We start from the raw sequence: 23,372 nt of genomic DNA on the forward strand, positions 1-23,372 counted from the left end.
ATCGCAGCGCGTGCGGTGTCGTCTCCACCTAGAGAGCACCGCGCGTGCGGGTCGCCTTCAACCAGAGAGCGCCGCGCATGCGGGGTCGTCTCCGACCAGAGAGCGCCGCGTGCCGGATGGTAATTAACTAGGTATTCCACCACTGTTTCGGGTCTCTGTAATGTGGCGGATAAGCAAGCAAGCAAGGAGATCCGCATGGCGGAATTCACCCCCACCGTTCCTGCGAGAGTCCTACCGGCCGTCGCCGTCCGCGACCTGCCGGAGCCGCCTCGGTCGACGTGGCGCATCATCGGCCCCGGTCTGGTGGGCGCCGGTGTCGGGCTGGCGTCGGGCGAGTTCATCCTGTGGCCGTACATCGCCTCACAGGTCGGCCTGGTCTTCATCTGGGGCGCGGCGATAGGCATCATCACCCAGTGGTTCCTGAACATGGAGATCGAGCGCTACACGCTGGCCACCGGCGAGACCGCGCTGACCGGTTTCAGCCGTATGTGGAAGCACTGGGGCCTCGTCTTCGTGATCATGACGTTGTGCTCGAACCTGTGGCCGGGCTGGGTGACCACGTCCGCGACCATGGTGACGTACCTGACGGGCTCGGGCCAGGGCTCGGTGCGGTGGATCGCGATCGGCATGTTGCTGGTGATCGCGATCGGGCTGACCATGGCGCCCGTGATCTACGTCCTGCTCGAACGGGTCATCTTCGTGAAGATCGCGCTGGTGGCGACGTTGATCGTGGTGGCGATCCTGTTCGCGATCAACGCGGACAGCTGGCTGGAGCTGGGCAAGGGCCTGACCGTCGGGGCCAGGTTCCCGGTGCCGCCGCTGGACTTCGCGGTGCTGATGGGCGCCATCGCGTACGCGGGCGCGGGCGGCGGCCAGAACCTGTGCCAGAGCAACTGGATCCGCGACAAGGGCTTCGGCATGGGTCTGTACGTCCCGCGCCTGGTCAGCCCCGTGACCGGCCAGGAAGAGGCGGTCTCCTCGACCGGTTTCCAGTTCGCGCCGACGAAGGAGAACCTGGCGCGCTGGAAGCAGTGGTGGCGTTTCGCGAACGTCGAGCAGGCGTGGACGTTCGCCGTGGTGTCGTTCCTGACGATCGCGCTCATGTCGATGCTGGCCCACTCCACCGTGTTCGGCCGGCCGGGGCTGGAGAACAGCATCGGCTTCCTCAAGGTGGAGGGCCAGGTGCTGCAGGGCAGCGTCGGTACGTGGTTCGGCGTGCTGTTCTGGGTGATCGGGGCGCTGGCCCTGTTCGCCTCGGCCATGGGCATCGTCGACTACACCTCGCGCCTGGCCTCCGACACGATCAAGACGGTCTACCTGCGGGACAAGCCCGTCTCGGTGAACCGGGTCTACTTCTACACGGTGTGGGCGATGGCGCTGATCGGCATCGCCATCCTGCTGGCGGGCCTGGACCAGCCGCTGATCCTGCTGGTGTTCTCGGCGTGCTTCGCGGCCGTGATGATGTTCGTGTACTCGATCCTGCTGATCGTGCTGAACCGGCGGGCGCTGCCGGAGGCGCTCAAGGTGCGTTCGTACCGGCTGGGGGCGCTGATCTGGTCGGTGGCGTTCTTCGGGACGCTGACCGTGATCGTGGTCATCCAGCAGGCGGGGAAGCTCTTCTGAAGTTGACCTCAACCGAGCTTGAGGTTGCACACTCGGCGGCATGAAGGTTGTCGAGGTGACGAAGTTCGGCGGTCCCGACGTGCTCGTGGCCAAGCGGGTGCCAGAGCCCGTGGCGGGGCCGGGGCAGGTCGTGATCGGTGTGTCGGTGGTGGACGTGATGTCCATCGACGCGCAGCTGCGGGCCGGGTGGGGGCGTGACTGGTTCCCCGCCCGGCCGCCGTTCGTGCCCGGCACGGGCGTGGCCGGGCGGGTGATCTCGGCCGGTGACGGTGTCGAAGCCGGGTGGGTGGGACGGCGGGTGGCCGCGCTGCTCCCCGGCGGCGGCGCCTACGCCGAGCGGGCCGTGGCCGGGGTGGAGACGCTCGTCGCGGTGCCCGACGAGGTGCCGCTGTGGCAGGCGGCGGCGCTCGTCCAGGTCGGGCCCGCGGCACTGAGCCTCGTCGAGGCGGCCGAGCTGCGGCCGGGCGCGCGGGTGCTGGTCACGGGGGCCGGTGGCGCGCTGGGTCTGGCGCTCGTACGGCTGGCGAGCGCGGCCGGCGCCCGCGTGACGGCGGCGGCGCACGGCCAAGCCAAACGGGCGGCGGCCCTGGAGGCGGGAGCGGCGCAGGCCGTGGACTACCCGGAGCTCGCGGGGAGTTCCGAGGGCGTGCGGGACGACGGGGCCGGCGCGGGGAGCTCCGGCGGCGTGCGGGACGACGGGGTCGCCGCGATGAGCTTCGAGGTCGTGTTCGACGGGGTCGGTGGGGAGGTCGGCGCGGCGGCGTTCGAGCTGGTCGCGTCCGGCGGCCGGTTCTTCGCGTACGGGGTGCCGAGCGGCTCCGTGGCGCCCGTCGATCCCGCGGAGGCCGGGCGGCGCGGCGTCCGGCTGATCGGCATGGAGCAGGTCCAGTTCGCCCCCGACGAGTTCAGGCGGCTGGCCGAGCGGACGTTCAAGGAGGCGGCGGCGGGCCGGCTCGCGACCGCCGTGGGCCTGGTCGTGCCGCTGGAGCGGGCGGCCGAGGCGCACGCCGCGCTGCAGTCGCGCGAGCTGGTCGGCAAGGCGCTGCTGGTGGCGAGCGCGCGGGCGGCCCGGTACAGCCGGCACGGCGGGCCGGAGGTGCTGGAGATAGTGGAGGTCCCGCTGCCGGAGCCGGGCCCCGGCCAGGTGCGGGTGGCCGTCAGGGCGGCGGGCGTGAACCCGATCGACTGGAAGCTGCGCCGGGGCTTCCGCGGCGCCGCGCCGGACGGGCCGCAGGGCACCGGCATGGAGCTGGCGGGCACGGTGGACGCGCTCGGCCCTGGCGTGCGCGGGCTGCGGCTCGGCGACCCGGTGTACGGGCAGGTGGCGCCGGGAGCGGTGGCCACGCACGCGATCGCCGAGGCCGAAGCCCTGGCGCCCAAGCCGGACGATCTCACGTACGAGGAGGCCGCCGCGCTGCCCGTGGCGGTCGAGACGGCTCGGCGCGCCCTGCGCGACCTGGGTGTCGAGGAGGGGGAGACGCTGCTGATCCACGCGGTCGCGGGCGGCGTCGGCCTGGCCGCCGCGCAGCTCGCGCTCGCCCAGGGCGTCACGGTCATCGGCACGGCGAGCGAGCGCCACCACGACTTCCTGCGCGGCCTCGGCGTGCGTCCCGTGGCCTACGGGGAGGGGCTGGAGCGGCGCCTGCCACCGTCCGTCGATCGGGTGCTGGACGCCTCGGGCCGGGGCGAGCTGGAGCTGTCGGTACGGCTGACCGGCGACCCGAACCGGGTGATCACGATCGCGGACCGGGACGGGGCGCAGCGGCTCGGGGTGCGGTTCTCGACCGGCGACGGGGCCGCCGCGGCGGCCCGCGCCCTGCGCGAGGCGCCGCACGTGCGGCTGCCGGTCGCCGAGGTGTTCCCGCTGGAGCGCATCGCGGACGCCCACCGCCGCAGCGAGGAGGGCCACTTCCTGGGCAAGCTGGTGATCAGCACCGCTTCCTGGGCAAGCTGGTGATCGGCAACGATCCGGCGTAGGGCAGAACGCAAGCAAGCCGGTGATCGGCACCGCTCCGGCGTAAGGCAGAACGCGGGCAAGCCGGCGATCACCACGGCTCGGGCCGTAATGCGGAAGCCACCTTGCCGCATGAGCGGGCACACTGGTGCTCATGCTGGAAACCTCGGCCCGCCTGCTCAAGCTCCTCTCCCTCCTCCAGGCGCACCGCGACTGGTCCGGCCCCGAGCTGTCGGCCCGGCTCGGCGTCTCCACGCGGACGATCCGCAACGACGTCGAGCGCCTGCGTTCGCTCGGCTACCCGGTGCACGCCACCCCGGGCGTGGCCGGCGGTTACCGGCTGGGGGCGGGGGCGGCGCTGCCGCCGCTGCTGCTGGACGACGAGGAGGCCGTCGCGGTGGCGGTGGGGCTGGGCCGGGCGGCCGGGGGCGGCGTGGAGGGGATCGAGGAGAGCTCGGTGCGCGCGCTGGCCAAGCTGGAGCAGGTGCTGCCGTCGCGGTTGCGGCGGCGGGTGAGCGCGCTGAACGCGTACACGGTGCAGATCCCGGGCAGCGCGCCGTCCGTGCCGCCGGAGGTGCTGACCACGATCGCGAACGCCGCCCGCGACCACGAGGGCCTGCGTTTCGACTACACGGCCCACGAAGGCGAGCCGACGGTGCGGAACGTGGAGCCGCACCGCCTGGTGCACCGGCGCGGCCGCTGGTATCTGGTGGGCTACGACGTGGACCGTGACGGCTGGCGCACGTTCCGGGTGGACCGGATACGCCTGCGCACGCCGTCGGGGCCGCGCTTCACGCCGCGCGAGCTGCCGGGCGACGGCGACGTGGCGGCGTACGTGGAGAAGGGGCTGAACACGGCGATGTGGCGGTACCGGGCGACGGTGCTGCTGCACGCGCCCGCCGAGCGGATGCGGGAGCTGCCGCTCGGCCTGGAGGTCGAGCCGGTGGACGAGGGCACCTGCGTGCTGAAGCTGGGCGGTGACGACCTCAACGGGATCGCGGTGTGGGTCGGGTTCATCGGCGTGGACTTCGAGGTGCTCGACCCGCCGGAGCTGGCCGAGCACGTCCTGGGGCTGTCGGAACGCTACCGGCGGGCGGCCGGGGGCCACTGAGGAGGCGGGCGGTCGGGAGCCGCTGAGGAGGCGGGCGGTCGGGGGCCGCTGAGGAGGCGGGCGGTCGGGAGCCGCTGAGGAGGCGGGCGGTCGGGGGCCGCTGAGGAGGCGGGCGGTCAGTGGCCGGTAAGGGGCCGGTCAGCGGGGCGGGCGAGGCTTCCGTCCATGAAGAACATGACCCGCGTGGCAGGCGGCAAGGACGACTTCCAGCTCGTCACCCACCTCACCCTCACCGGCGGCCAGTACGAGATCGGCAAGGCCCTCACGCAGGAGGCGCGCCGGCTCGGCTGGTCCCCCGCGCCGATCGACCCGGTGGTGGGCCGGGCGCGCAGGGCCTGGTTCGAGCGGCACTGGCCGCAGCACCACGCCCGCATGGACGGCGCCGCGGCGGTGCTGGGCCTCGACCCGGACCAGGACGAGCTGGTCCTCGACGACCAGGGCTACGTCCCCGAGGGGTACGGCTGCTCGGCCCTGTGGATCCCGCCGTCGGCCGCGGCGGACGGCCACGGCCGGGCGGGCCGCAACTACGACTTCTTCCCGGGGACCACCAGCGAGATCATGGGCGGCGAGCCGCGGCCGGGCGAGCTGCCCATGGCCTCCCGCCCGTACGTGATCACCACACTCCCGGACGAGGGGCTGTCGTCGGTGGTGCTGACGATGTCGGCGCTCGACGGCTGCATGGACGGCATCAACTCGGCGGGCCTGGCCGTCATGCTGCTGATCGCCGACATCGAGAACGCCGAGCCGCCCCGGAGCTTCGCGCCGCAGGTGGGGGTGAACAGCGTGCAGCTGCCCCGCTTCCTGATCGACACGTGCGAGAACGCCGACCAGGCCAAGCAGGCGCTGCTGGGCGCCAAGCAGTACGACCACGGCATGCCCCTGCACTACCTGGTGGCCGACGCACACGGGCAGGCGTTCGTGTGGGAGCGCGGCAGGGACGGCGTCGAGCACATCGTCGAGTTCGGCGACGGCCCGCTGTGCGTCACGAACCATCTGCTGCACCGCCACCCCGACCCAATGAACCTGCCGGAGGACACCGGGTCGAGCTTCGCCTCCTACGGCCGGCTGCGCACGTTGTACGAGCGCAGCAAGGGCGCCACGATGTCGGCCGGCGACCTGCGGGCGAGCATGCGCGCGGTCGCGCAGCCGGAGGACGCGGCCGTGCCGTTCCGCACCCTGTGGAGCAGCGTCTTCGACACGGCCGACCGCACCTTGTCCACCCGCTTCTACCTGGGTGAGGGCGGGCGTTACAGCGAGGAGCTGGTGTTCCCGGCGAGGTAGTCGGCGCGCACCTTGGAGCGGGACAGCTTGCCGGTGGGGGTACGCGGGAGCGCCGCCCGGTACTCGATCACCTTCGGCTGCTTGAACCGGGCGATGCGCGGCCCGCAGTGCTCCATCAGCTCGGCCGTGAGCTGGGGGCCCGGCTCGACGCCGTCGGCGGGCTGCACGAGGGCGACCACGTTGTGGCCCCATTCCTCGTCGGGCACGCCGATGACGGCCACGTCGGCCACGGCGGGGTGCTCCAGCAGGGCGGCCTCGATCTCGGCGGGGTAGATGTTCACCCCGCCGGAGACGATCAGGTCGGTGCGCCGGTCGCACAGGAACAGGTAGCCGTCCTCGTCGAGGTAGCCGATGTCGCCGGGGGCGTACCACTCCCCTCTCTTGCTGGCGGCGGTCTTGGCGGGGTCCTTGCGGTACTCGAAGGAGCCCATGCTGGACTTGACGTAGATCATGCCGGGCTCGCCGGGCGGCAGCTCCTGGCCGGCGTCGTCGAGGATCCTCGCCTCGAACGTGGGCGCGGGCCGGCCCACGGTGCCCGGTCTGGCGAGCCAGTCGTGCGGTTTGACGGAGAAGGCGATGGTGGACTCGGTCGAGCCGTAGTACTCGTACAGGACCGGCCCCCACCACTCCATGATCTGCCGCTTGACGGCGACGGGGCAGGCGGCGGCGGTGTGGATGACCTGGCGCAGGCTCGACACGTCGTACTTGTCGCGGACGTCCGGCGGGAGCTGCAGCATCCGGTGGAACATGGTCGGCACCATCATCGCGTTCGAGACGCGGTGCCGCTCGATGAGCTCCAGGATGTGCACCGGGTCGAACCGGGGCGTGATCACGACGGTGTGCCCGAGGTGCAGCGCGAACTGGGCGTGCGCGCAGGGCGCGGAGTGGTACATCGGGGAGGTCACGAGGTGCACGTCGTCGCCCGGCTTCAGGTCCACGACCTCGCCGACGAACCACGTGTAGAGCGGCACGATCGCCTCGGGCTCGGCGCCGGGCAGCCTGCGCTGCACGCCCTTGGGGAAGCCGGTGGTGCCGGAGGTGTACCACATGACGGCCCCGGCGGTCCGCCCGCCGGGCGCGCCGGTGGGCTGCCCTTCGGCCAGCCCGTCCGTGCCGACCTCGGCGCCGGGCACGGCCTGGTCGGGGCCGGTGACGACGACCTTGGCGTCGCAGTCGCCCAGGATGTACGCGATCTCCGCGTCGGTCAGGTGCCAGTTGATCGGCACGTAGTACAGCCCGATCTGCCCGGTCGCCATGACCATGACCAGCGCGTCCACGCCGTTGGGCAGCACCCCGGCCACCACGTCCCCGGTGACCAGGCCGCGGGCGCGCAGGCCGTGCGAGACCTGGTTGACGCGGGCGAGCAGGTCGCCGTAGGTGACGCGGGTGTCGTCGGTGTCGATCACGGCCAGGCGGCCGGGGTCGGCCGCGGCGATGGCGTAGAAGCCCGGCAGCTCGCTGACGTCCATCAAAGCTCCAGCAGTTGTGCGAGGCGGGCGCGGTGGATGCGGGGCGGGCCGAGCAGCACTTCGTCCGCCTTGGCCCGTTTGTAGAACAGGTGGGCGTCGTGCTCCCAGGTGTAGCCGATGCCGCCGTGCAGCAGCAAGTGGTCGCGGGCGACCTCGAAGCAGGCGCGGCCGACGTACGCCTGGGCGAGCGCGGCGGCCTCCGGCAGCTCCTCGGGCGACTCGTCGGCGGCCCAGGCGGCGTACCGGACGATGGACTCGGCCTGCTCCAGCTTGCAATGCATGTCGGCGAGCTTGTGCTTGACCCCTTGGTAGGAGCCGATGTAGCGGCCGAACGCGACGCGGATCTTGGCGTAGGCCACGATGGCGTCGAGCGCCGCCCGCATCACGCCGAGCTGCTCGGCGGCCAGGGCCACGCACACCCGTTCGAAGACGCCCGACTCCGGGGCGGGGCCGAGGACGCGGGCGGGCGCGCCGGCCAGCACGATCGTCGCCTGGTCGCGGGTGAGGTCGAGCGTCTCCAGCGCGGTCCTGCTCACGCCCGGCCCGGCCAGCTCGACGGCCACCAGGACCGGGGCGTCGCCGTCGCGGGCGGGCGCCACCAGCACGTCGGCCTCGCTGCCCGACAGCACCTGCGCCAGCGTGCCGCTCACGGCGCCGCCGTCGAGGGACAGCTCGGTGGTGCTCAGCGTGGCCGCGACGCGGCCCTCGGCGATGCCGCTCTGCAGCTCCTTGTCGGGCACCTGGGTCAGCGCAAGCGCGGCGAACGCGGTGGCCAGGAACGGGCCCGGCAGCAGGGCGGCGCCCGTCTCCTCCAGCGCCACGGCCAGCTCGGACAGGCCCGCGCCGGCGCCGCCGTACTCCTCGGGGACGATCAGGCCCGACAGGCCCAGCTCGCCGTTGAGCCGCGCGTACACCTGCGGGTCGTAGCCGTCGCGGACCTTGGGCAGCGGGGAGGCGGCGCGCAGGAAGTCGCGGACGGCCGCGCGCAGCTCCTGCTGCTCCTGACTGAGTACGAGCTTCACGCCTGCGTCCCCACTTTCAGGTCCTTGAACGGCACGGTCTTGTCCACCCGCGGCTCCGGCGGCAGGCCCAGCACGCGGTCGCCGACGATGTTGCGCATGATCTCGTTCGTGCCGCCGCCCAGCGCCATGCCGGGCGCCATGGAGATCGCGCGCGCGAGGGGGTGGTCGGCCAGCGCCGCCTCGGGGCCGGCGAGCCGGGTGGCGAGGTCGGCCTGGTAGAGGGTGAGCTCGGCCAGCAGCAGCTTGGCGGCGCTGCCGCGGGCGCCGGGGAAGAGGCCGGCCTTGGTCTCCTGGGCGAGCCGCTGGTTGAACAGGGCCAGCGCGCGGGTGCGGATGTGCAGCTCGACGAGCTCGTCACGGACCAGCGGGTCGCTGGTGTCGAGGGCCCGGCGCAGCGCCTCCACGGAGGCCGGGTGGTCCTTCTGGCCGCCCATGCCGACGCCCGCGGAGATCGACAGCCGCTCGTGCAGGAGGGTCGTGACGGCCACGCTCCAGCCGTCGTCGACCTCGCCGACGCGGTGCTCGTCGGGGATCGGGACGTTGTCGAAGAAGACCTCGTTGAAGTTGGCCCGGCCGGACATGTCCTTCAGCGGCCTGACGGTCACGCCGGGGTGGTGCATGTCGATCACGAACATGGTCAGGCCCTTGTGCTTGGGCACATCGACGTTCGTACGGGCGAGCAGCAGCCCCCAGTCGGCGTGGTGGGCGACGGAGGTCCACACCTTCTGGCCGTTGACGATCCAGTGGTCGCCATCACGCACGGCCCTGGTCTGCAGGCTGGCGACGTCGCTGCCGGCGCCGGGCTCGGAGAAGAGCTGGCACCAGATCTCCTCGCCGCGCAGCAGCGGCCGGACGAACCGCTCCCGCAGGGCGTCGGAGCCCCGGTCGACGATCGTCGGCCCGGTCATGCCGAGGCCGATCGAGAAGACGTAGGTGGGCAGGACGTAGTGGCGGGCCTCCTCGGCGAACACCCGCTCCTCCGCCTGGGTCAGCCCCTGGCCGCCCCACTGCTTCGGCCAGGTGATGCCGGAGTATCCGGCGTCGTAGAGCTTGGCCATGAACTCCTTGGCCCGGGCGATCCCGTCGGCCTCCGGGTAGTCGTCGGTCGGAACGTTCTCCCGCAGCCAGTGCGCGGCCGCATGCCGATACTCAGCAAGGTTCACATCGACTCCTCGGCATCAGTGCTCACTTACTCTAGTCAGCGCCTCCGGGGACGTACAGAGCTTTGCTCTGGACATACGCGCCCGTTTCGTCCCAGCCGGGGCCGGTAAGGGATTACTGAGGGTGGTTGGAGGGACCCCGGCAGAAGCACATTCGGTGGCCGCGGTTACCATGATCAACGTGACTGTCGGTGAACGGGAAATCCGTACCGTACGCGGGTTCCTCATACCAGAACAGATCACGCCCGGTTTGTCCTATAAATACTAATGATCAGAAGTTAGAGTTACTCGCTGTGACAACAGGTTTCAGCCGATTACGGCGCGAGGATTTGCTGAAAACGGCCTGCGAGGTGATCGCGGAGCAAGGATTCGGGCACACGAGGACCCTGGACATCGCCAGGGCCGCGGGTGTCAGCCAAGCCCTGCTCTTCTACCACTTCGAGACCAAGGAGCGGCTGTTCGCCCAGGCGTTCAGCTACGCCGCCCGCCAGCATCTCCACGCGCTGGCCGACGTCGAGCAGTCGGCGGGCACGCCGACCGAACGCCTGCGCTCCCTGCTGCGGCTCTGCTCCCCCGCCATCCCCACCGAGGGCTGGCGGCTGTGGATCGACGCGTGGTCCGAGGCCATGCGCAGCGAGGAGCTGGAGGAGACCTCGCGGCGCATCGACGCCAGGGGCCGCACGCTGATGCGCGGCATCATCGAGGCCGGCGTGGCGTGCGGCGAGTTCGAGTGCCCCGACCCCGACGCGACGACGTGGCGGCTGTTCGCGCTCATCGACGGGCTGGCCGTGCAGACGCACGCGCACCCGAAGGTGTTGTCACGGCGCAGGGTCAACGTGCTGATCCGCTCCGCGGCGTCGAGAGAGCTGGGGGTGCCCGCGGATAGACTCTGAGCCGATGACGCCTCGAAAGCTGCGGTCCTCACCCTTCCCAGTCTTATTGGATTCTCCGTACAATTACTGGGCGAGGAGAGGAGTGCACGCGATGACATCCGCACCGAGCTCTACCGCCGCAAGGGAACGTGACGAGCAGGTCGCGAGCCGCAGCGCGTACCGCGCGGTCATCGAACGCCTCTCGAAGGCGTCGGTGGACAAGCACTGGGAGCCGTACCGCGACATCCCGTGGGACGACCCCGAGTTCCAGGTGGACCAGACCGATCCGCGCTGGGAGCTGCCCGGGGTGGACCGGCTGGGCGGCCACCCCTGGTACCTCAGCCGCTCCCCCGAGGTACGCGCGCGGATCGGCCTGTGGCGGGTGGCCACCGCCATGAAGATCGGGCTGCAGTTCGAGAACCTGCTCAAGCGCGGCCTGCTCAACTACGCCTACCGCCTGCCGAACGGCTCCCCCGAGTTCCGGTACGTCTACCACGAGACCACCGAAGAGGCGCATCACGGGATGATGTTCCAGGAGTTCGTGAACCGTACCGGGCTGCCCGTCCGCGGCATGCCGGGGCCGCTCTCGGTGATCGCCCAGGTGGCGCCCTGGATCCCGCTGATCTCGACCGAGCTGTTCTTCGTGTTCGTGCTCGGCGGCGAGGACCCGATCGACCACGTGCAGCGCCGGCTGCTCAAGGACGGCCGGGTGCACCACCCCTTAGAAGAGACGATCATGCGCATCCACATCGCGGAGGAGGCCAGGCACATCTCCTTCGCCCGCCATTACCTGCGCAACCGGGTGCCGCGGATGCCCGCCTACCGCCGGCTCCTGCTCGGCATCGTCTCGCCGGTCATCCTCGGCGTCATGGCCCGCATCATGCTCGCGCCGCCCGGGCCGATGATCCGCCGCTTCAGGATCCCCGCGAACGTGGTGGCCGAGGTCTACCTGCGCAACCCCGCCGCCCGGCAGGAGATCAGGGACTCGGTCGGCAAGACGCGCGAGCTGTGCGCCGAGATCGGGCTGATCAACCCGCTGACCCGGCGCGTCTGGCAGCTCATGGGGATCTGGGAGGACGCCGCGCCGTCAGCACCTCGGTGACCGTCACCCGCTCCCACCGGCCCGACGGGTTGGCCGCGAGCAGCGCCCGCCTGACCGCCTCGACGAACGCCTCCTTGCGCGCCCCGAGGCGCGCCGGGGCCGAGTACGAGTACGACAGCTGCAGGCCGATCACCGCGTCGAGGTCGTAGGGCAGGTGCTCCTCGTAGTGCGCCCGGTCGAGGACGCTGAACGGCGAGGTCGCCAGCACCTCGTCGTGGTGCTCGCCGGTCGCCTGGAAGGAGCTGGAGGCGGTGAAGGTGTTCACCGCGAACTCGTCGCGCACCCGCCGCACGACCGGCTCCCAGGGCTCCTGAGGGTCCTCGCGGGTCGGGCCGACGAGCGCCACGACGCCGTGCGGCGGCAGCAGCTCGTCCAGCTCCGCCAGCACCGCCCGGCGGTCCATCCAGTGGAACGAGCGGCCCATGACCACGTGGTCGAACGGCGGCAGGTCCCGCAGGGTCGTCGAGTCGCCCTTGATCCAGCGGATGCCGCCGGCCTTGCCCGCCAGGCGCCGGCCCTCGGCGAGCATCTCCTCGTCGGGGTCCACGGCGAGCACCTGACGGACCCGCCGGGACAGCGGGATGGCGATCGTGCCCGGCCCGCAGCCGAGGTCGAGCACCGTGCTGTCCTGGCCGAACGTCATCGCCAGGTGCTCGATCGCCGGATCGCCGTAGCGGGAGCGGTATTTGGCGTAGTACGGTGCCGCGCCGCCGAACAGGTCGTCCACGGATGCGACCATATACGGGTCCGCAACGTGTTTTATGGAAGGTTCTGATCTGTGAGGCGGCTACTCACGGTCCTGCTGCTCGCGTTCACCGCCGTGGTCGCGGTGGGGGTCACGTACTCCCCCGCCCAGGCGCACAACGTACTGATCGGCAGCGACCCGAAGGACGGGGCCACGCTGGCGGCCTCGCCCTCGCAGGTGACGCTGGTGTTCGACCAGGCGGTGCGTCAGGGGTACGCGCAGGTGGGCGTGACGGGGGCCGACGGGTCCTCGTGGGCCGACGGAAGCGCCGTGGTGGCGGCCGAGCGGGTCAGCGTGAAGGTCAAGCCGCTGCCCGCCGGAGGGTCGTACGTGGTGGGCTACCGGATCCTGTCGTCCGACGGGCACCCCGTCACCGGGAAGATCACCTTCCGGCTGGCCGCCGACGCGTCCGGCGTCGCGGCCGGGGCGGCGGCGGGGGGCTCCAGCGCCGACGCCGCAGAGGCGGCCGCCAACGGCGGGGCCGGGATGGCCGTGGTGTGGATCGTGGGCGCGCTGCTCGTGCTGGCGGCCGGCACGGCGGTGGCCCTGCGCCGGGCCGCCCCCGCTGCGGCTCCGGCTTCGACTGCGGCTCCCGCTTCGGCTGCGGCGGACGGGAGCGTCGGCGCGGCGGGCCGCGGCGAGGGGACGGGCGCGTGACCGCCGTCGCTCCTCCCCTGGCCCGGCAGCGGGTCGGCGGGCGGCTCGTGGCGGGCGCGTTCGGCGTGTGCGCGGTCGTCGCGGCCGTGGCGGCCAGCTCGTTCACCGCTCAGGAGGCCGTGCCGGGCATCCCCATGCCCGGCCCCGTCGTGTCGGTGGGGCTCCCGATCGTCCGCGTGCTGCTCGACGTGGCTGCCGTGGCCGTGGTCGGGCTCAGCCTGCTGCCCAAGCTGCTCGGCTTCAAGATGCCGGAGCACACCGAGCCGGTCATGGTCAGGGTGCGGCCGCTGGCCGTGCTCGCCGCCTGGGCGTGGGCGATCTGCGCGCTGGTCACGATCGTCTTCCAGACCGCCGAGCTGAACCCGGGGGCCGTGCCGACGTTCGGGATGATCGCCTCTTACGTCGGGAACGTCGGCACCGGGCAGGGGCTGCTGTTCAGCGCGGCGTGCGCGCTGGCGGCGGCCGGGATCGGGCTCATGGCGGTGCGGTTCGGGGAGAAGGTTCCGGCCGAGCTGCGGATCATCGTGGCGCTGTTCGGGCTGCTGCCCATCCCCGTCACCGGGCACGCGGTGAACTCCGTCTGGCACGACCCGATCATGATCTCGATGGAGATCCACGTCATGGGCGCGGCGGCCTGGACGGGCGGGCTGCTCGCCACCGTCGTCTTCCTCGCGCCGCACAGCAGCCTGCTGGCGGTCGTGCTGCCGAAGTTCTCCAGGATGGCGACCGTGTGCCTGCTCCTGGTCGCGCTGTCCGGGCTCGTCACGGGGCTCGGCACGATGGCGCTCACGCCCGGCGTGACCCTGCCCGGCGCCATCGTGACCAGCCACTACGGGGTGCTGGTGATCGTCAAGACGGCGCTGGTGGCGCTGCTGGTGCCGCTGGCGGCGCACATCCGCTTCCGGCTGCTGCCCGTCATCCGGCGCGGCGGGGCCACCGCCCTGGCGAGCTGGGCGGTGGCCGAGGTGGGGATCATGGGGCTGGCGTACGGGGTCGCGGTCGCGATCACCCGCGCCTCGATCGCCTGACCCTCTTTACGATGCGGCCGGGGCGACCACCGGGCGGGCCGTGGCCCCGGCCTCCCTCAGCTTGCGCTTGCCCGTGGCCCACTCGATGGCCAGCCAGGCGACGAGCAGGCCGAGCCCGGCCCACACCGCCGACGGCGTGGCCAGCGGGGGCGCTCCCAGGAGGCCCTCCTGGCCCTTGATGGCGCCGTACACGGAGCCCATGACCGCGCTCTGCACGACCAGCCCGCCGTACGCGCCCGCCGTCACCCCGGCCGCGCCGAGCACCGCGCGCACGACCGGCACCCGCACCAGGAACGCCAGGTCGACCAGCAGCCCGGCGACGACCATGAAGAACGGCACCGCCGACGGCGGGAAGCCGGTGAAGGTCAGCAGCGGCCAGGCCAGCGCCCTGAACCCCACGTACGAGGCCGCGACCAGCGTCGCCGTGCCGAACCTGCCGACCAGCCTCCTGGCCACGACCAGCACCGACAGCACCCCCACCACGGCGTAGACCGGGTACAGGTAGTCCGGCACGGGCAGCGTGAACCCGGCCATCATCGTGCGATCGACCGGCCGCCCCATCTGGTCGGCCGCGAACTGGAGCAGGATCGGCTCGGCGTACGTCGCGCCGTTGTCCCACGCGCCGAGCGACAGGATGCCGTACTCCTGGTGCTGCTCGGGGAAGTGCATGTTCTCCAGGAAGAACGCGAAGAACGCGCCCAGCACGACCACCCGCTCGCGTCCGGGAGGCGCGCCCACGAACCAGCCGCGGATCACGCCCGCGATCATGAAGAACGTTCCAACGTAGAGCAGGATGTGCGACGGGCTCCACGAGGTGATGTCGAGCCCGTTGACGCGGTGGTTGATCAGGTCGAGCGGCACCGCCACGAGGAAGATGCCGGTGCCCCACTGGATCAGCCTGAGCGCGGCCTTGTCGACGCCGTAGCCGGTGTAACCGTGGATCACGGTCAGGGCGACGACGATCGCCGTACCGGCGGAGTTGAGCAGGTGCGGCGGGGCCAGGTCGTCACGCAGCCACTTGAAGTGCCACGAGACGTCCCACGCCGAGCCGAGCACCTTGAGCGTGAACGCCGCCAGCCAGCCGAAGTACAGCACCCTGAACAGGTCCTGCGGGGTCTCGCGGCCCGCCTCGCCGCGAGTCCAGTAGGGCAGGGCCCAGGCGGCGGCCCTCTTGAACGATGCTGGAAGCTTCACGGCAGAGCATCTTACGGTCATCTGCCCCGTACGGCCCGATCGCGGGGGCACCACCCGGCCGAGGCCCATGCGGCTCAGGCCGGTCTGCGCAGGCGTACCGGCAGGTGCTTGAGGCCGTTCTGGAAGTTGGAGGTCAGGCGGCGCGGCGTGCCCGCGAGCTCGACCTCCCAGCTCAGCAGCTCCCTGAACAGGGAGCGGAACTGCGCGCGGGCCAGATGGGCGCCGAGGCAGAAGTGCGGGCCGAAGCCGAAGCTGACGTGGTCGTTCGGCTCGCGGGCGATGTCGAAACGGTCGGGGTCGGGGAAGACGGACGGGTCGCGGTTGGCGGAGGCATGGTAGACCACCACCTTGTCGCCCGCCCGGATCTCGCGGCCGGCGAGCGTGAGGTCGCGGGTGGCCGTCCGCCTGAAGTGCATGACCGGCGGCCAGAAGCGCAACATCTCCTCGATCGCGGAGCCCAGCAGGGACGGGTCGGCGCGCAGGCGGGCCAGCTCGGCGGGGTGCCGGAGCAGGGTGAGCAGGCCGCCGGGGATGCCGTTGCGCAGGGTCTCGTTGCCGGCGACGGCGAACAGGAAGAACATGTTCTCGAACTCCGCCTCGGTCAGGCCGCCCTTGCGCATCGCCGCCATGACCGACTCGCCGTCCACCGGGGTCTCCCCCAGGGCGTGGGCGTAGGCGAACATGTCGGCCAGCGCGGCCCTCGACCGCGGGTTGACCCCCGGCCTCGGCTCCGGCCTGGCCGCCAGCGCCAGGCGGCCCATCGGGGTGAGGGCCTCGACGTCCGCCGTGGACAGGCCCGCGTAGTCGTCGTCCTGGTAGCCGATCACCCGCGACGCCCAGTCGTACAGCAGCCGCCTGTCCTGCTCCGGCACGCCCATCACGTGGGCCAGCGTCCACACCGGCAGGTCCGCGGCGACCTCCACGAAGTCGCACTCGCCCTCCTCGAACAGCGCCGCCGCCCGCTGCGCGATCGTCCGCTCCAGCGCCCGGACGGCGCGCGGCGTGAACGCCGCCGCCACGATCCTGCGCAGCCTGGAGTGGTCCGGTGGGTCCATGTTCAGCATCTGCACCTGGACGAAGCGCAGGTCGGCCGGGGTGTCGGGGTCGCGGATCTGGGTGGCGCCGAGGTGGGAGGAGAAGTCCTCCGGGGTGCGGAGGACGTGCTTGACGTCGGCATGCCTGAACACCGCCCAGAAACCCGGGCCTTCCTTCCAGGGGCCTATGGCGGGCTCGGGGATCCAGCAGACCGGAGAGGTCTCTCTCAGCTGCGAGAACAGGTCGTACGGGACGGCGCTGTCGTAGGTGGACGGGGTGAAGATCTCGACCGCGGGGCGGTGCGCCGGAGGCATTTCCCCAGCATGCGCCGGGGCCGGTGGTGCGGCAACTCATGCGGCGCCGTTGCGCTCCCGCCAGCGCGCCCGATGAAGCGCGGCGGCCCTGCGTGCTCTGGCCAGCGCTTCGGAGGGCACGCTCTGCTCGCACAGCTCCCGCAGGGTGCCGGCCAGGCCAGCGACGAAGCCGCGCCCCAGCGGCGTGAGATGCCCGCCTTCCGCCAGGAGCTGTACGGTCTCCATGGCCGCCTGCCGCCAGCGGGCGAACTCGGTGTGGGCCTTCAGAGCGGCGCGCGGGCTCGTCTCCGCGTGGCGCTGCCTGCTCCAGAACGCCGCAACGCCGGTGAAGGCGTACGTGCCGTGCAGCAGCCCCAGCGGCGGACGGGGGTCGTCCCGCCAGGGCGCGTAGTACCGTGGGGGCGCGCTCTCGACCAGGGGGACCAGATCCATCAGCGCCGCGAGCTTCACATGCCGCACCTCGTGGGCGAGGGTCACCGCCATGATCACGGCATCGGGCGGCCGGGAGAGCGCGACACAGCCGAACGCGGCACGTGTGGACGCACTGACCACACTGCGCCGGCGGGTGGCGAGCGGGACCAACATGGAGATCAGCTCGTCCACCTCCGTGCCCAACGCGTGGTGCCTTTCGGCCAGCAACTGCCTAGCCTCGACCGCGGTACGCTGCCACCGGGTCATCTCTGCCTCCGGCAGCCTGCCACGCTGCCGCGCCCCGGGCAGGAACCTGAACGGGTCGGTGTCGTCGATGCGTAGCCCGCGACCCAGCGGGAGCATGCGCACGCCCTCCCACCCGGAGAGGGACGACGAGAGGCGCACGGGCCGCGCACCGGTCGGCACCGTCACTCGCTCGCGGCCGACGGTGAACTCCACGCTCCCATCGCGGACACGCGCCCGTACAGGCGTTCCTTCGCCGGCGCCCTGGAAGATCGCGCGCCCCACCGAGGGCAGGCTCAGCGATGCGCCCTCCGTCCACATGCGGGCGGTCAACTCCACGCCGCCCCGGACGGCCGCGCTGACCGCCAGGGCCGCCAGCCGCCGCGGTTGCGCCGCGCCGCACGCCTCCGGCGGATGGCCGTTCAGCAGGTGCCACAGCACGCGCAGCGCCCACGCACCCACCGCCGGGTACCTGATCACGCTCTCCACGGCCGCGGGTGCCCGCTTCTGGACCTCGGTGAGCAGCACGTAGGCGTCACTCACAGCGCTCGCCTGCGGATGCCCGCGGCGGCGTGTCTCCTCCAGCAGGGTTCTCAGCAGCAGCAGGTGCTTGCTGTACTGCGAACGTTGCAACAGGCTGAGGGCCTCGGTGTCGCTCTCGTCCCTGGAAAGGGCGTCGAACATCCGCGACGGCATGAGGTGGGCTGCCGGAGTCATCTCAGGCCCGCGCGCAGCGCCACGACGTCACGAGCCACCCGTCGCCTGATGTGGCCGATCAGGAGGTAGAGGTCCGCGCAGTACACGGACGGGTTGGCGAACCCGCTGCCCCGCCGGTACCGGTGTGCGTACATCCCGCCGCCACAGACTCGCGCGATCGCGCAGGCCCTGCAGGTCTTCGACAACCCTTCGTAGCCGAGCTGGCCGCCCGCGACGACGGGCAGCCGCAGCGCGTCGTCGAAAGACGCGTCCACGACGTTCAGCCCCGTCGCGGCGGCGCCCTCGTAGGCAGATTTCAGCGCATCCGACCGCTCGATCGCCCCATCGGTCTCGACGACGACGATGCGGTCAGGTTCGAGCCCCAGCGATTCGGCGTGCGGGGTGCCGCCCAGCAGCCCGTTGATGATCTCCTCGAAAAGACGGATCCTGGTGAGCTTACGCGAAGCGTCGTACCAGTGGTCGAAGACGGCGATCAGCCACTTTCCGTAGGGACGGCGCGGCGAGCCTTCCTGCCTGAGCGGCGGCGGAGCCGACCAGTTACCGTGCGGCAGCAGGAAATCGACGGACGGCGGGGTGAAGGTCAGCAGCGCCTCGTAAGTGGCGATGGGATCACGACGGGGATCGACCACGCACAGCAGTCCAGCGTACAGATGAGCGAAGGATCCGCCGGCGAGCCGGCGCAGTGCCCGGCTGATGGCGTCGTAACTGCCCCGTCCGCCGGCGTCCCGGCGGTGCGCGTCGTGCGCGGCGCGGTCACCGTCCAAGCTCACCCCCACCCGTACGTCGAGCTGGTCGAACAGTCGCAGATACGTCTCCGTCAGCCGGACGCCGTTGGTCTGGATCTGGATCCGCGCGGTGGCGCCTCCGGTCTCGCGGCGGACCGCCCGCACCACATGCGTGATCAGCTCGGGCCCTGCGAGCAGCGGCTCACCACCATGAAGCGTGACATTGACGCCGCTCAGGACATGGGTACGCACGTGCTCGCCGATGCGGCTCACCGCCTGTGAGGCGACGGTGGGCGACATGACCCTGGGCCGCTCGCGCCAGCCCTGATCGGCCGACCGGTACATGTAGCAGTAGTCGCAGGACAGGTCGCATCTCGCGTGGATCTTCAGGATGAAGTCGTGGAAGGGAACCGGTCTCCACCCTCGGGCCAGCAAGGCCTCCATGTTCAGCGAATACGGCCATTCAAAAAGCGAATTGTGTGCCAGTGCATCCCGATTGGTTGACACCTGCACCCCCACGTCACTCATGTAGGAGTAAATGTTGTTGGATATAGTTCACGAAGGTCAAGACTGATCGTCGAGATTTGTGTACGATTACCCTCCCAAGCCATGCGCTGCAGCCGGGACGGTGACGCCCGTATGGAAGATCCGGACATAGAGCTCCGCCCCGATCTCGTGGACCTCAGCGGCCTTGACCTCGAGAGCATCGCCGCACTTCCCGAATCGGTGTTCGCCTCTTCTCTGGAACGGATCTTCCGCGAACTCAGCGGAGATGAAGAGTCTTTCTTCGTTCAGCACCAGTCGAGCGCGGCGCAGTGGGAGTAACCGCGTAAGCTCGGAGAGCAAAGACCATTCGAGGCGTTCGCCATACTATCGTTGTCCTCCTTAGTGGTCAGCGCGATGATCCGTTCGTTGATCCCTGTGAAGCGTGTGAAAGTAGCAACGGGATTGAGAGATTGAGCATCAATGGTGATCGGATCCGGTGATTCCGGCGCCTCCGGGCAACCTGGTGGCGTCATTGTCACGTTCTATTCCGTCCGTGAGGGTATCGGTCGCACGATGGCGGTGGCCAACCTCGCCGTGCTCCTCGCCAACGAGGGCTTGCGCGTGCTGGTCATCGACGCCGACGGCGCCGGAACCCCCCGCTACCTGCGCAGGCTGACCAGCGACGAGAACCCCGCGCCCACGGCGACGCTCACCGATCTCATCGATCGATGGGACTCCTCGCCGCAGGAGCCTGAGGACCGTCTCGCGGACCTGATGGCCGGCACCACCCGGATCAGCCTGGAGACGATGGAGCGCGAGGGCGGCTTCGACTTCCTGAGCTACGGCTCCGCCCCCGCGCCCGTCCTCGGAAGCGCCGTCAACCCGGCGGCGGCCGAACAGTTGCGCGCGACCATACGCGCCGCTGGCTATGACTACGTCCTCATCGACGGAGCGCGGGGGACCGACTCCGCCGCCATCACGCTCGCGGCCCGGTTGTCGGACATGATCGTCGTCTGCCACACGCTCAGCCCCCAGGCCATCGAGGAGACCGTCACCGCCGTCGAGCGCATTCACGCGACCGCCTTGCGGCCCGTCAGGATCATGCCGCTGCCGATGAGAGTGGACCTCGGCGGCCACATCGCGCTGCGCGACGCCAGAGAGCTGAGCCACCAGCGCTTCTCCGCGCTCGCCGACTCCTCGATCCCAGCGCAGGAGATCCCGTACCAGGTCGACTACTACTTCTCCGAGACCCTGGCGGTGATCAACGAGCCTCCCGACCGGGCGGGCGGCCTGCGCCAGGCCTACGAGCGGCTGGCCGAAGTGCTCACCGACGGCCGCTTCACCGCGCTGGCCAGCGTTACGGTCCTCTACACCCCGCCCTACCGTGACTGGGCCGAATGGACCGGCGCCTGCGTGGAGCAGAGCGGCGTTCAGGTCACCTTGACGCGCCTCGACCAGTCCACGCCGCTCGAGCCGCCCCGTCGCAACCAGGCGATCCTGGTCGTCTCCCCGCCTCCGCTGGACGACCGCACGGCCAGGCGCCTGAGCTCGCTGCTGCCTTCCGATCACGGAGCCCGGCCCTCGAACGTGTGGCAGGTCCGCGTCGATGACGCCGCATTTCCCGAGGCGCTCGACGCTGACCAGTCCATCGATCTGCGCGGGCTGACGGAGGAGTCGGCTGCCGCCGAGCTGCGCCGCCGGCTCCATCTGACCAGCCCGTCGCTCGCCATCTCACTGGAGGTGGGCACAGCTCGCTTCCCGCGCCGGCCTGGAGTGTCCAACACGCTCGGCAGGAATCCGGCCTTCGTCGGCAGGGACGAGCTCATCGATCAGGTCCGCGACCACCTGATCGGCCACGAGGACCGTCGCTGCCTGCTGACAGGTGACGCTGGGCTGGGCAAGTCGCAGATTGCGCTGGAGTACACCCACCGCTTCGGGGGCGCCTACGACCTGGTGTGGTGGGTGTCGGGCAGCACCCTGGGCGCCGCCCGGGCGGGGCTCAGCGCCCTGTCGGCCACACTGGGACTGCCCACCGGCGGCGATGCCGCGCGGGCGGCTCTCAGCCATCTGGTCTCCGGTGAGGTCTCGAGATGGCTGCTCGTTTATGACGACGTGGACCACCCCGTACAGTTGCGGGATCTCCTTCCCGGCGACTCCCCGTACGGTCATGTGATCGTCACCTCACGCAGGAACGACTGGCCTGTTCCGATGCACACCGTTCCGGTGGAGCGCTTCACTCTGGACGAGGGTGCGGCCTTGGTGAAGACCTGGGTTCCCTGCATCGGTGACGACGACGCGCGCAAGGTCTGCGACATCGCCGCGAGGCTGCCGATCGCCGTCCAACTCGCCGCCGCCTGGCTGCGCCGCGAGGCCGCCACCAGGCGTGTGAAGCTCAACCTCTCGGAGGGCGAAGCGGCGCACAGCGCCGCGTCCCACTTCCTCGTGCTCTTCGAACAGGAGGCCAACCGGCCGCCGGCCTCTGCCTCGCAGGACGAGCCCGCCCATCGGATCACCGTGGAGCTGGCCCTGGCCAGCCTGCGAAGCGATCGCGGCCACGGTGCCGCCGTCTGGCTGGCCGAAGCATGCGCCTTCCTCTCGCCCGAAGGTATCGACCTGCGGTTCCTGCGCTCCCCGCAAGTACGCGAAGGCATGGCTGCCGTCGACGCCAGGCTGGCCGACCCGACCATGACCGACGTCGTGCTGCGCAGCATCGACCGGCACGGGCTGGCGCGCGTCGACCTGGGCCGGCACGATCCGCTGCGCATGCACCGGCTGATCCAGACCCTCATCCGCGATCGTATGTCCGCAGAAGAGCGGCACGCGCGCAACGCCGAGATCCTACGGGCGCTGGCCGTGTACGCTCCCGAGGACATCACAGCCGGCCCGCCCGGCCGACCGGTGTACGCCGGGCTCGCCGCCCATGTCTTCCCGTCCGGCGCCACAGCCAGCTCCGACCCGCTCGTCCGCACCTGGGTGATCAACCAGATGCGGTACCTGCTGCGCAGGGAGGACTACAGCGGCAGGCGGGCGGCACGTCAGATCGGCGACGCCGCCAGAACGCAGTGGGAGAACTCGGATGACCACACCGGGCTGCCCGAGCTGCGCATCGAGCTGTCCAACGCCTACCGCCAGCTCGGCGAGCACCGTGAGGCGGCGGACCTCGCCGCCGCAGCGCTACGCGACCAGGCCAGGAGCCTGGGCACGAAGCACCCCCGGACACTGATCACCGCGATGGATCACGCCGTCGCGCTGCGCACGCTCGGGGGGTTCGACGAGGCGTACACCTGGGACGACGCGGCGCTCAAGGGGCTCAGGGAGATCTACGGCGCCGACCACTCACTCACCGGCAGGGCCATGAACAACCTGGCCGTCTCTTACAGCCTCAGAGGCGACTCGCGTGAAGCGATCAGGCTCGCTGAAGATCGCGTCAAGCGCCGTACCAAGATGTTCGGCGAGTACGATCCCGAGGCGTTGTGGACGAAATGCAACCTGGCCAGTTATCTGCGTGACTCGGGCGACTACCAGGGCTCCTACCGTGTGCTCAAGGAGATTCAGAGCTACCTGAGCTTCATCGAGAAGGAACCGTCGCAGATCAGCAGCCCTGTGGCCCTGCGGGTGGAGAGCGGTTTGGCGGTCACCGAGCGCATGCTGGGCAACTCGTTCGAAGCGCTCTATCGGGACAAGGCGCTCATCGGAGACCTACGCGAGCTTCACGGCCCCGGCCACCTCTTCACGCTTATGTGCCAGCACAGCCTGGCAGCCGACCTCTACGCCCAGCAGCAGCCTCAGGACGCGGTGACCGAGGCGAGCGCCTGTCTCGACACTTTCAGGAAGACGTTCGGCGAGCACCCCTTCACCAACGTCTGCCAGATGAGCCTGGCCGTCTACCTGCGCGGCATCGGCGACCTGCAGCGGTCCCGCCGGCTGGGGCAGGTCAGTCACGAGTGGCTGCTGCGCAATCTGGGGCCGCGCCACCCGTACGCGCTGGCCGCGGCGGTCAATCACGCCGGCACCCTGGTCCGGCTCGACGAGCTGGACCAGGCGTTCAACCTGGAGCGGGACGCATGCCTGCGCTTCACTGACATGCTCGGTGCCGATCACATGTACACGAGGATCACGAGGGCGAATGCCGCCGACACCCAGGCCCGCCTCGCGCGTCCCCGGCCCGCGGCGCACACGGACGGCCGTCGCGACATCGACGTCGAGGTACCGGCACTGTGAGC

Annotated in this window: 18 protein-coding genes and 1 pseudogene; 11 read left to right on the forward strand and 8 right to left on the reverse strand. The window is 70.9% G+C overall.

What is annotated here, in order from left to right:
* Positions 1-195 precede the first annotated feature (195 nt).
* The 5 genes and pseudogenes from KIS93_RS19640 to KIS93_RS19655 all read left to right on the forward strand — a co-directional run bounded on the left by KIS93_RS19640 (position 196) and on the right by KIS93_RS19655 (position 5,969).
* Positions 196-1,623, forward strand: a complete 1,428-nt coding sequence (locus KIS93_RS19640) for an Nramp family divalent metal transporter (protein ID WP_080036228.1) — start codon at positions 196-198, stop codon at positions 1,621-1,623.
* Positions 1,624-1,663: 40 nt separating this feature from the next.
* Positions 1,664-2,608: pseudogene (locus KIS93_RS68990) on the forward strand (zinc-binding dehydrogenase); the annotation flags it as partial.
* Between the two features lie 63 nt (positions 2,609-2,671).
* Positions 2,672-3,580 (forward strand): NADP-dependent oxidoreductase, encoded by a 909-nt coding sequence (locus KIS93_RS68995; protein ID WP_418115110.1) that lies wholly within the window; start codon positions 2,672-2,674, stop codon positions 3,578-3,580.
* Positions 3,581-3,731: 151 nt separating this feature from the next.
* The gene (locus tag KIS93_RS19650; RefSeq protein ID WP_080046394.1) at positions 3,732-4,688 is read left to right on the forward strand and encodes a helix-turn-helix transcriptional regulator; all 957 of its coding nucleotides are present in this window, start codon (positions 3,732-3,734) and stop codon (positions 4,686-4,688) included.
* A gap of 165 nt (positions 4,689-4,853) precedes the next feature.
* Positions 4,854-5,969: a C45 family autoproteolytic acyltransferase/hydrolase gene (locus KIS93_RS19655; RefSeq protein ID WP_222107529.1), complete on the forward strand. Its 1,116-nt coding sequence runs from the start codon at positions 4,854-4,856 to the stop codon at positions 5,967-5,969.
* On the opposite strand, the gene KIS93_RS19660 is transcribed toward KIS93_RS19655, so the two are convergent.
* From KIS93_RS19660 to KIS93_RS19670, 3 genes are read right to left on the reverse strand one after another with little or no spacing between them, the layout of a single operon-like run.
* Complete coding sequence (locus tag KIS93_RS19660; protein WP_080036226.1) at positions 5,936-7,438, reverse strand: AMP-binding protein; 1,503 nt, start codon at positions 7,436-7,438, stop codon at positions 5,936-5,938. The genes KIS93_RS19655 and KIS93_RS19660 overlap by 34 nt on opposite strands.
* On the reverse strand, positions 7,438-8,460 hold the full coding sequence (locus KIS93_RS19665; RefSeq protein ID WP_080036225.1) for an acyl-CoA dehydrogenase family protein: 1,023 nt from the start codon (positions 8,458-8,460) through the stop codon (positions 7,438-7,440). Before KIS93_RS19665 ends, KIS93_RS19660 begins: the two co-directional genes overlap by 1 nt.
* Positions 8,457-9,623, reverse strand: a complete 1,167-nt coding sequence (locus KIS93_RS19670) for an acyl-CoA dehydrogenase family protein (protein WP_080036224.1) — start codon at positions 9,621-9,623, stop codon at positions 8,457-8,459. Before KIS93_RS19670 ends, KIS93_RS19665 begins: the two co-directional genes overlap by 4 nt.
* A 290-nt stretch (positions 9,624-9,913) precedes the next feature.
* Between KIS93_RS19670 and KIS93_RS19675 the strand changes: the two genes are divergently transcribed.
* Together KIS93_RS19675 and KIS93_RS19680 are read left to right on the forward strand one after the other, a co-directional pair.
* Positions 9,914-10,513: a TetR/AcrR family transcriptional regulator gene (locus KIS93_RS19675; protein ID WP_080036223.1), complete on the forward strand. Its 600-nt coding sequence runs from the start codon at positions 9,914-9,916 to the stop codon at positions 10,511-10,513.
* Positions 10,514-10,604: 91 nt separating this feature from the next.
* The gene (locus KIS93_RS19680) at positions 10,605-11,594 is read left to right on the forward strand and encodes an AurF N-oxygenase family protein (RefSeq protein ID WP_080036222.1); all 990 of its coding nucleotides are present in this window, start codon (positions 10,605-10,607) and stop codon (positions 11,592-11,594) included.
* On the opposite strand, the gene KIS93_RS19685 is transcribed toward KIS93_RS19680, so the two are convergent.
* The gene (locus KIS93_RS19685; RefSeq protein ID WP_168013781.1) at positions 11,551-12,321 is read right to left on the reverse strand and encodes a class I SAM-dependent methyltransferase; all 771 of its coding nucleotides are present in this window, start codon (positions 12,319-12,321) and stop codon (positions 11,551-11,553) included. The genes KIS93_RS19680 and KIS93_RS19685 overlap by 44 nt on opposite strands.
* A 51-nt stretch (positions 12,322-12,372) precedes the next feature.
* On the opposite strand from KIS93_RS19685, the gene KIS93_RS19690 reads away from it, so the two are divergent.
* On the forward strand, positions 12,373-12,996 hold the full coding sequence (locus KIS93_RS19690) for a copper resistance CopC family protein (protein WP_080036220.1): 624 nt from the start codon (positions 12,373-12,375) through the stop codon (positions 12,994-12,996).
* Entirely contained in the window at positions 12,993-14,024 is a 1,032-nt protein-coding gene (locus KIS93_RS19695; protein ID WP_080036219.1) for a copper resistance D family protein, read from the forward strand. The genes KIS93_RS19690 and KIS93_RS19695 overlap by 4 nt, the downstream gene beginning before the upstream one ends.
* Positions 14,025-14,030: 6 nt before the next feature.
* Here the strand turns inward: KIS93_RS19695 and KIS93_RS19700 are convergent, their stop codons facing one another.
* The 4 genes from KIS93_RS19700 to KIS93_RS19715 all read right to left on the reverse strand — a co-directional run bounded on the left by KIS93_RS19700 (position 14,031) and on the right by KIS93_RS19715 (position 19,191).
* Positions 14,031-15,218 carry a hypothetical protein gene (locus KIS93_RS19700; RefSeq protein WP_230465918.1) on the reverse strand — a complete coding sequence of 396 codons (1,188 nt, stop codon included), beginning with the start codon at positions 15,216-15,218 and terminating at the stop codon, positions 14,031-14,033.
* 74 nt (positions 15,219-15,292) lie between these two features.
* A complete protein-coding gene (locus tag KIS93_RS19705; RefSeq protein ID WP_080036218.1) occupies positions 15,293-16,567 on the reverse strand; it encodes a cytochrome P450 in 1,275 nt (424 codons plus the stop codon).
* Positions 16,568-16,603: 36 nt separating this feature from the next.
* A complete protein-coding gene (locus KIS93_RS19710) occupies positions 16,604-17,905 on the reverse strand; it encodes an HEXXH motif domain-containing protein (protein WP_186404328.1) in 1,302 nt (433 codons plus the stop codon).
* Positions 17,906-17,934: 29 nt separating this feature from the next.
* Entirely contained in the window at positions 17,935-19,191 is a 1,257-nt protein-coding gene (locus tag KIS93_RS19715; RefSeq protein ID WP_080036216.1) for an FxsB family cyclophane-forming radical SAM/SPASM peptide maturase, read from the reverse strand.
* Positions 19,192-19,302: 111 nt separating this feature from the next.
* Between KIS93_RS19715 and fxsA the strand changes: the two genes are divergently transcribed.
* Positions 19,303-19,488, forward strand: a complete 186-nt coding sequence (gene fxsA / locus KIS93_RS19720) for an FxSxx-COOH cyclophane-containing RiPP peptide (RefSeq protein WP_155126273.1) — start codon at positions 19,303-19,305, stop codon at positions 19,486-19,488.
* 234 nt (positions 19,489-19,722) lie between these two features.
* Complete coding sequence (gene fxsT, locus KIS93_RS19725; protein WP_186404329.1) at positions 19,723-23,370, forward strand: FxSxx-COOH system tetratricopeptide repeat protein; 3,648 nt, start codon at positions 19,723-19,725, stop codon at positions 23,368-23,370.
* The last annotated feature ends 2 nt before the right edge of the window (positions 23,371-23,372 follow it).

Source organism: [Actinomadura] parvosata subsp. kistnae (assembly GCF_900323885.1).
Classification (GTDB): domain Bacteria; phylum Actinomycetota; class Actinomycetes; order Streptosporangiales; family Streptosporangiaceae; genus Nonomuraea; species Nonomuraea composti.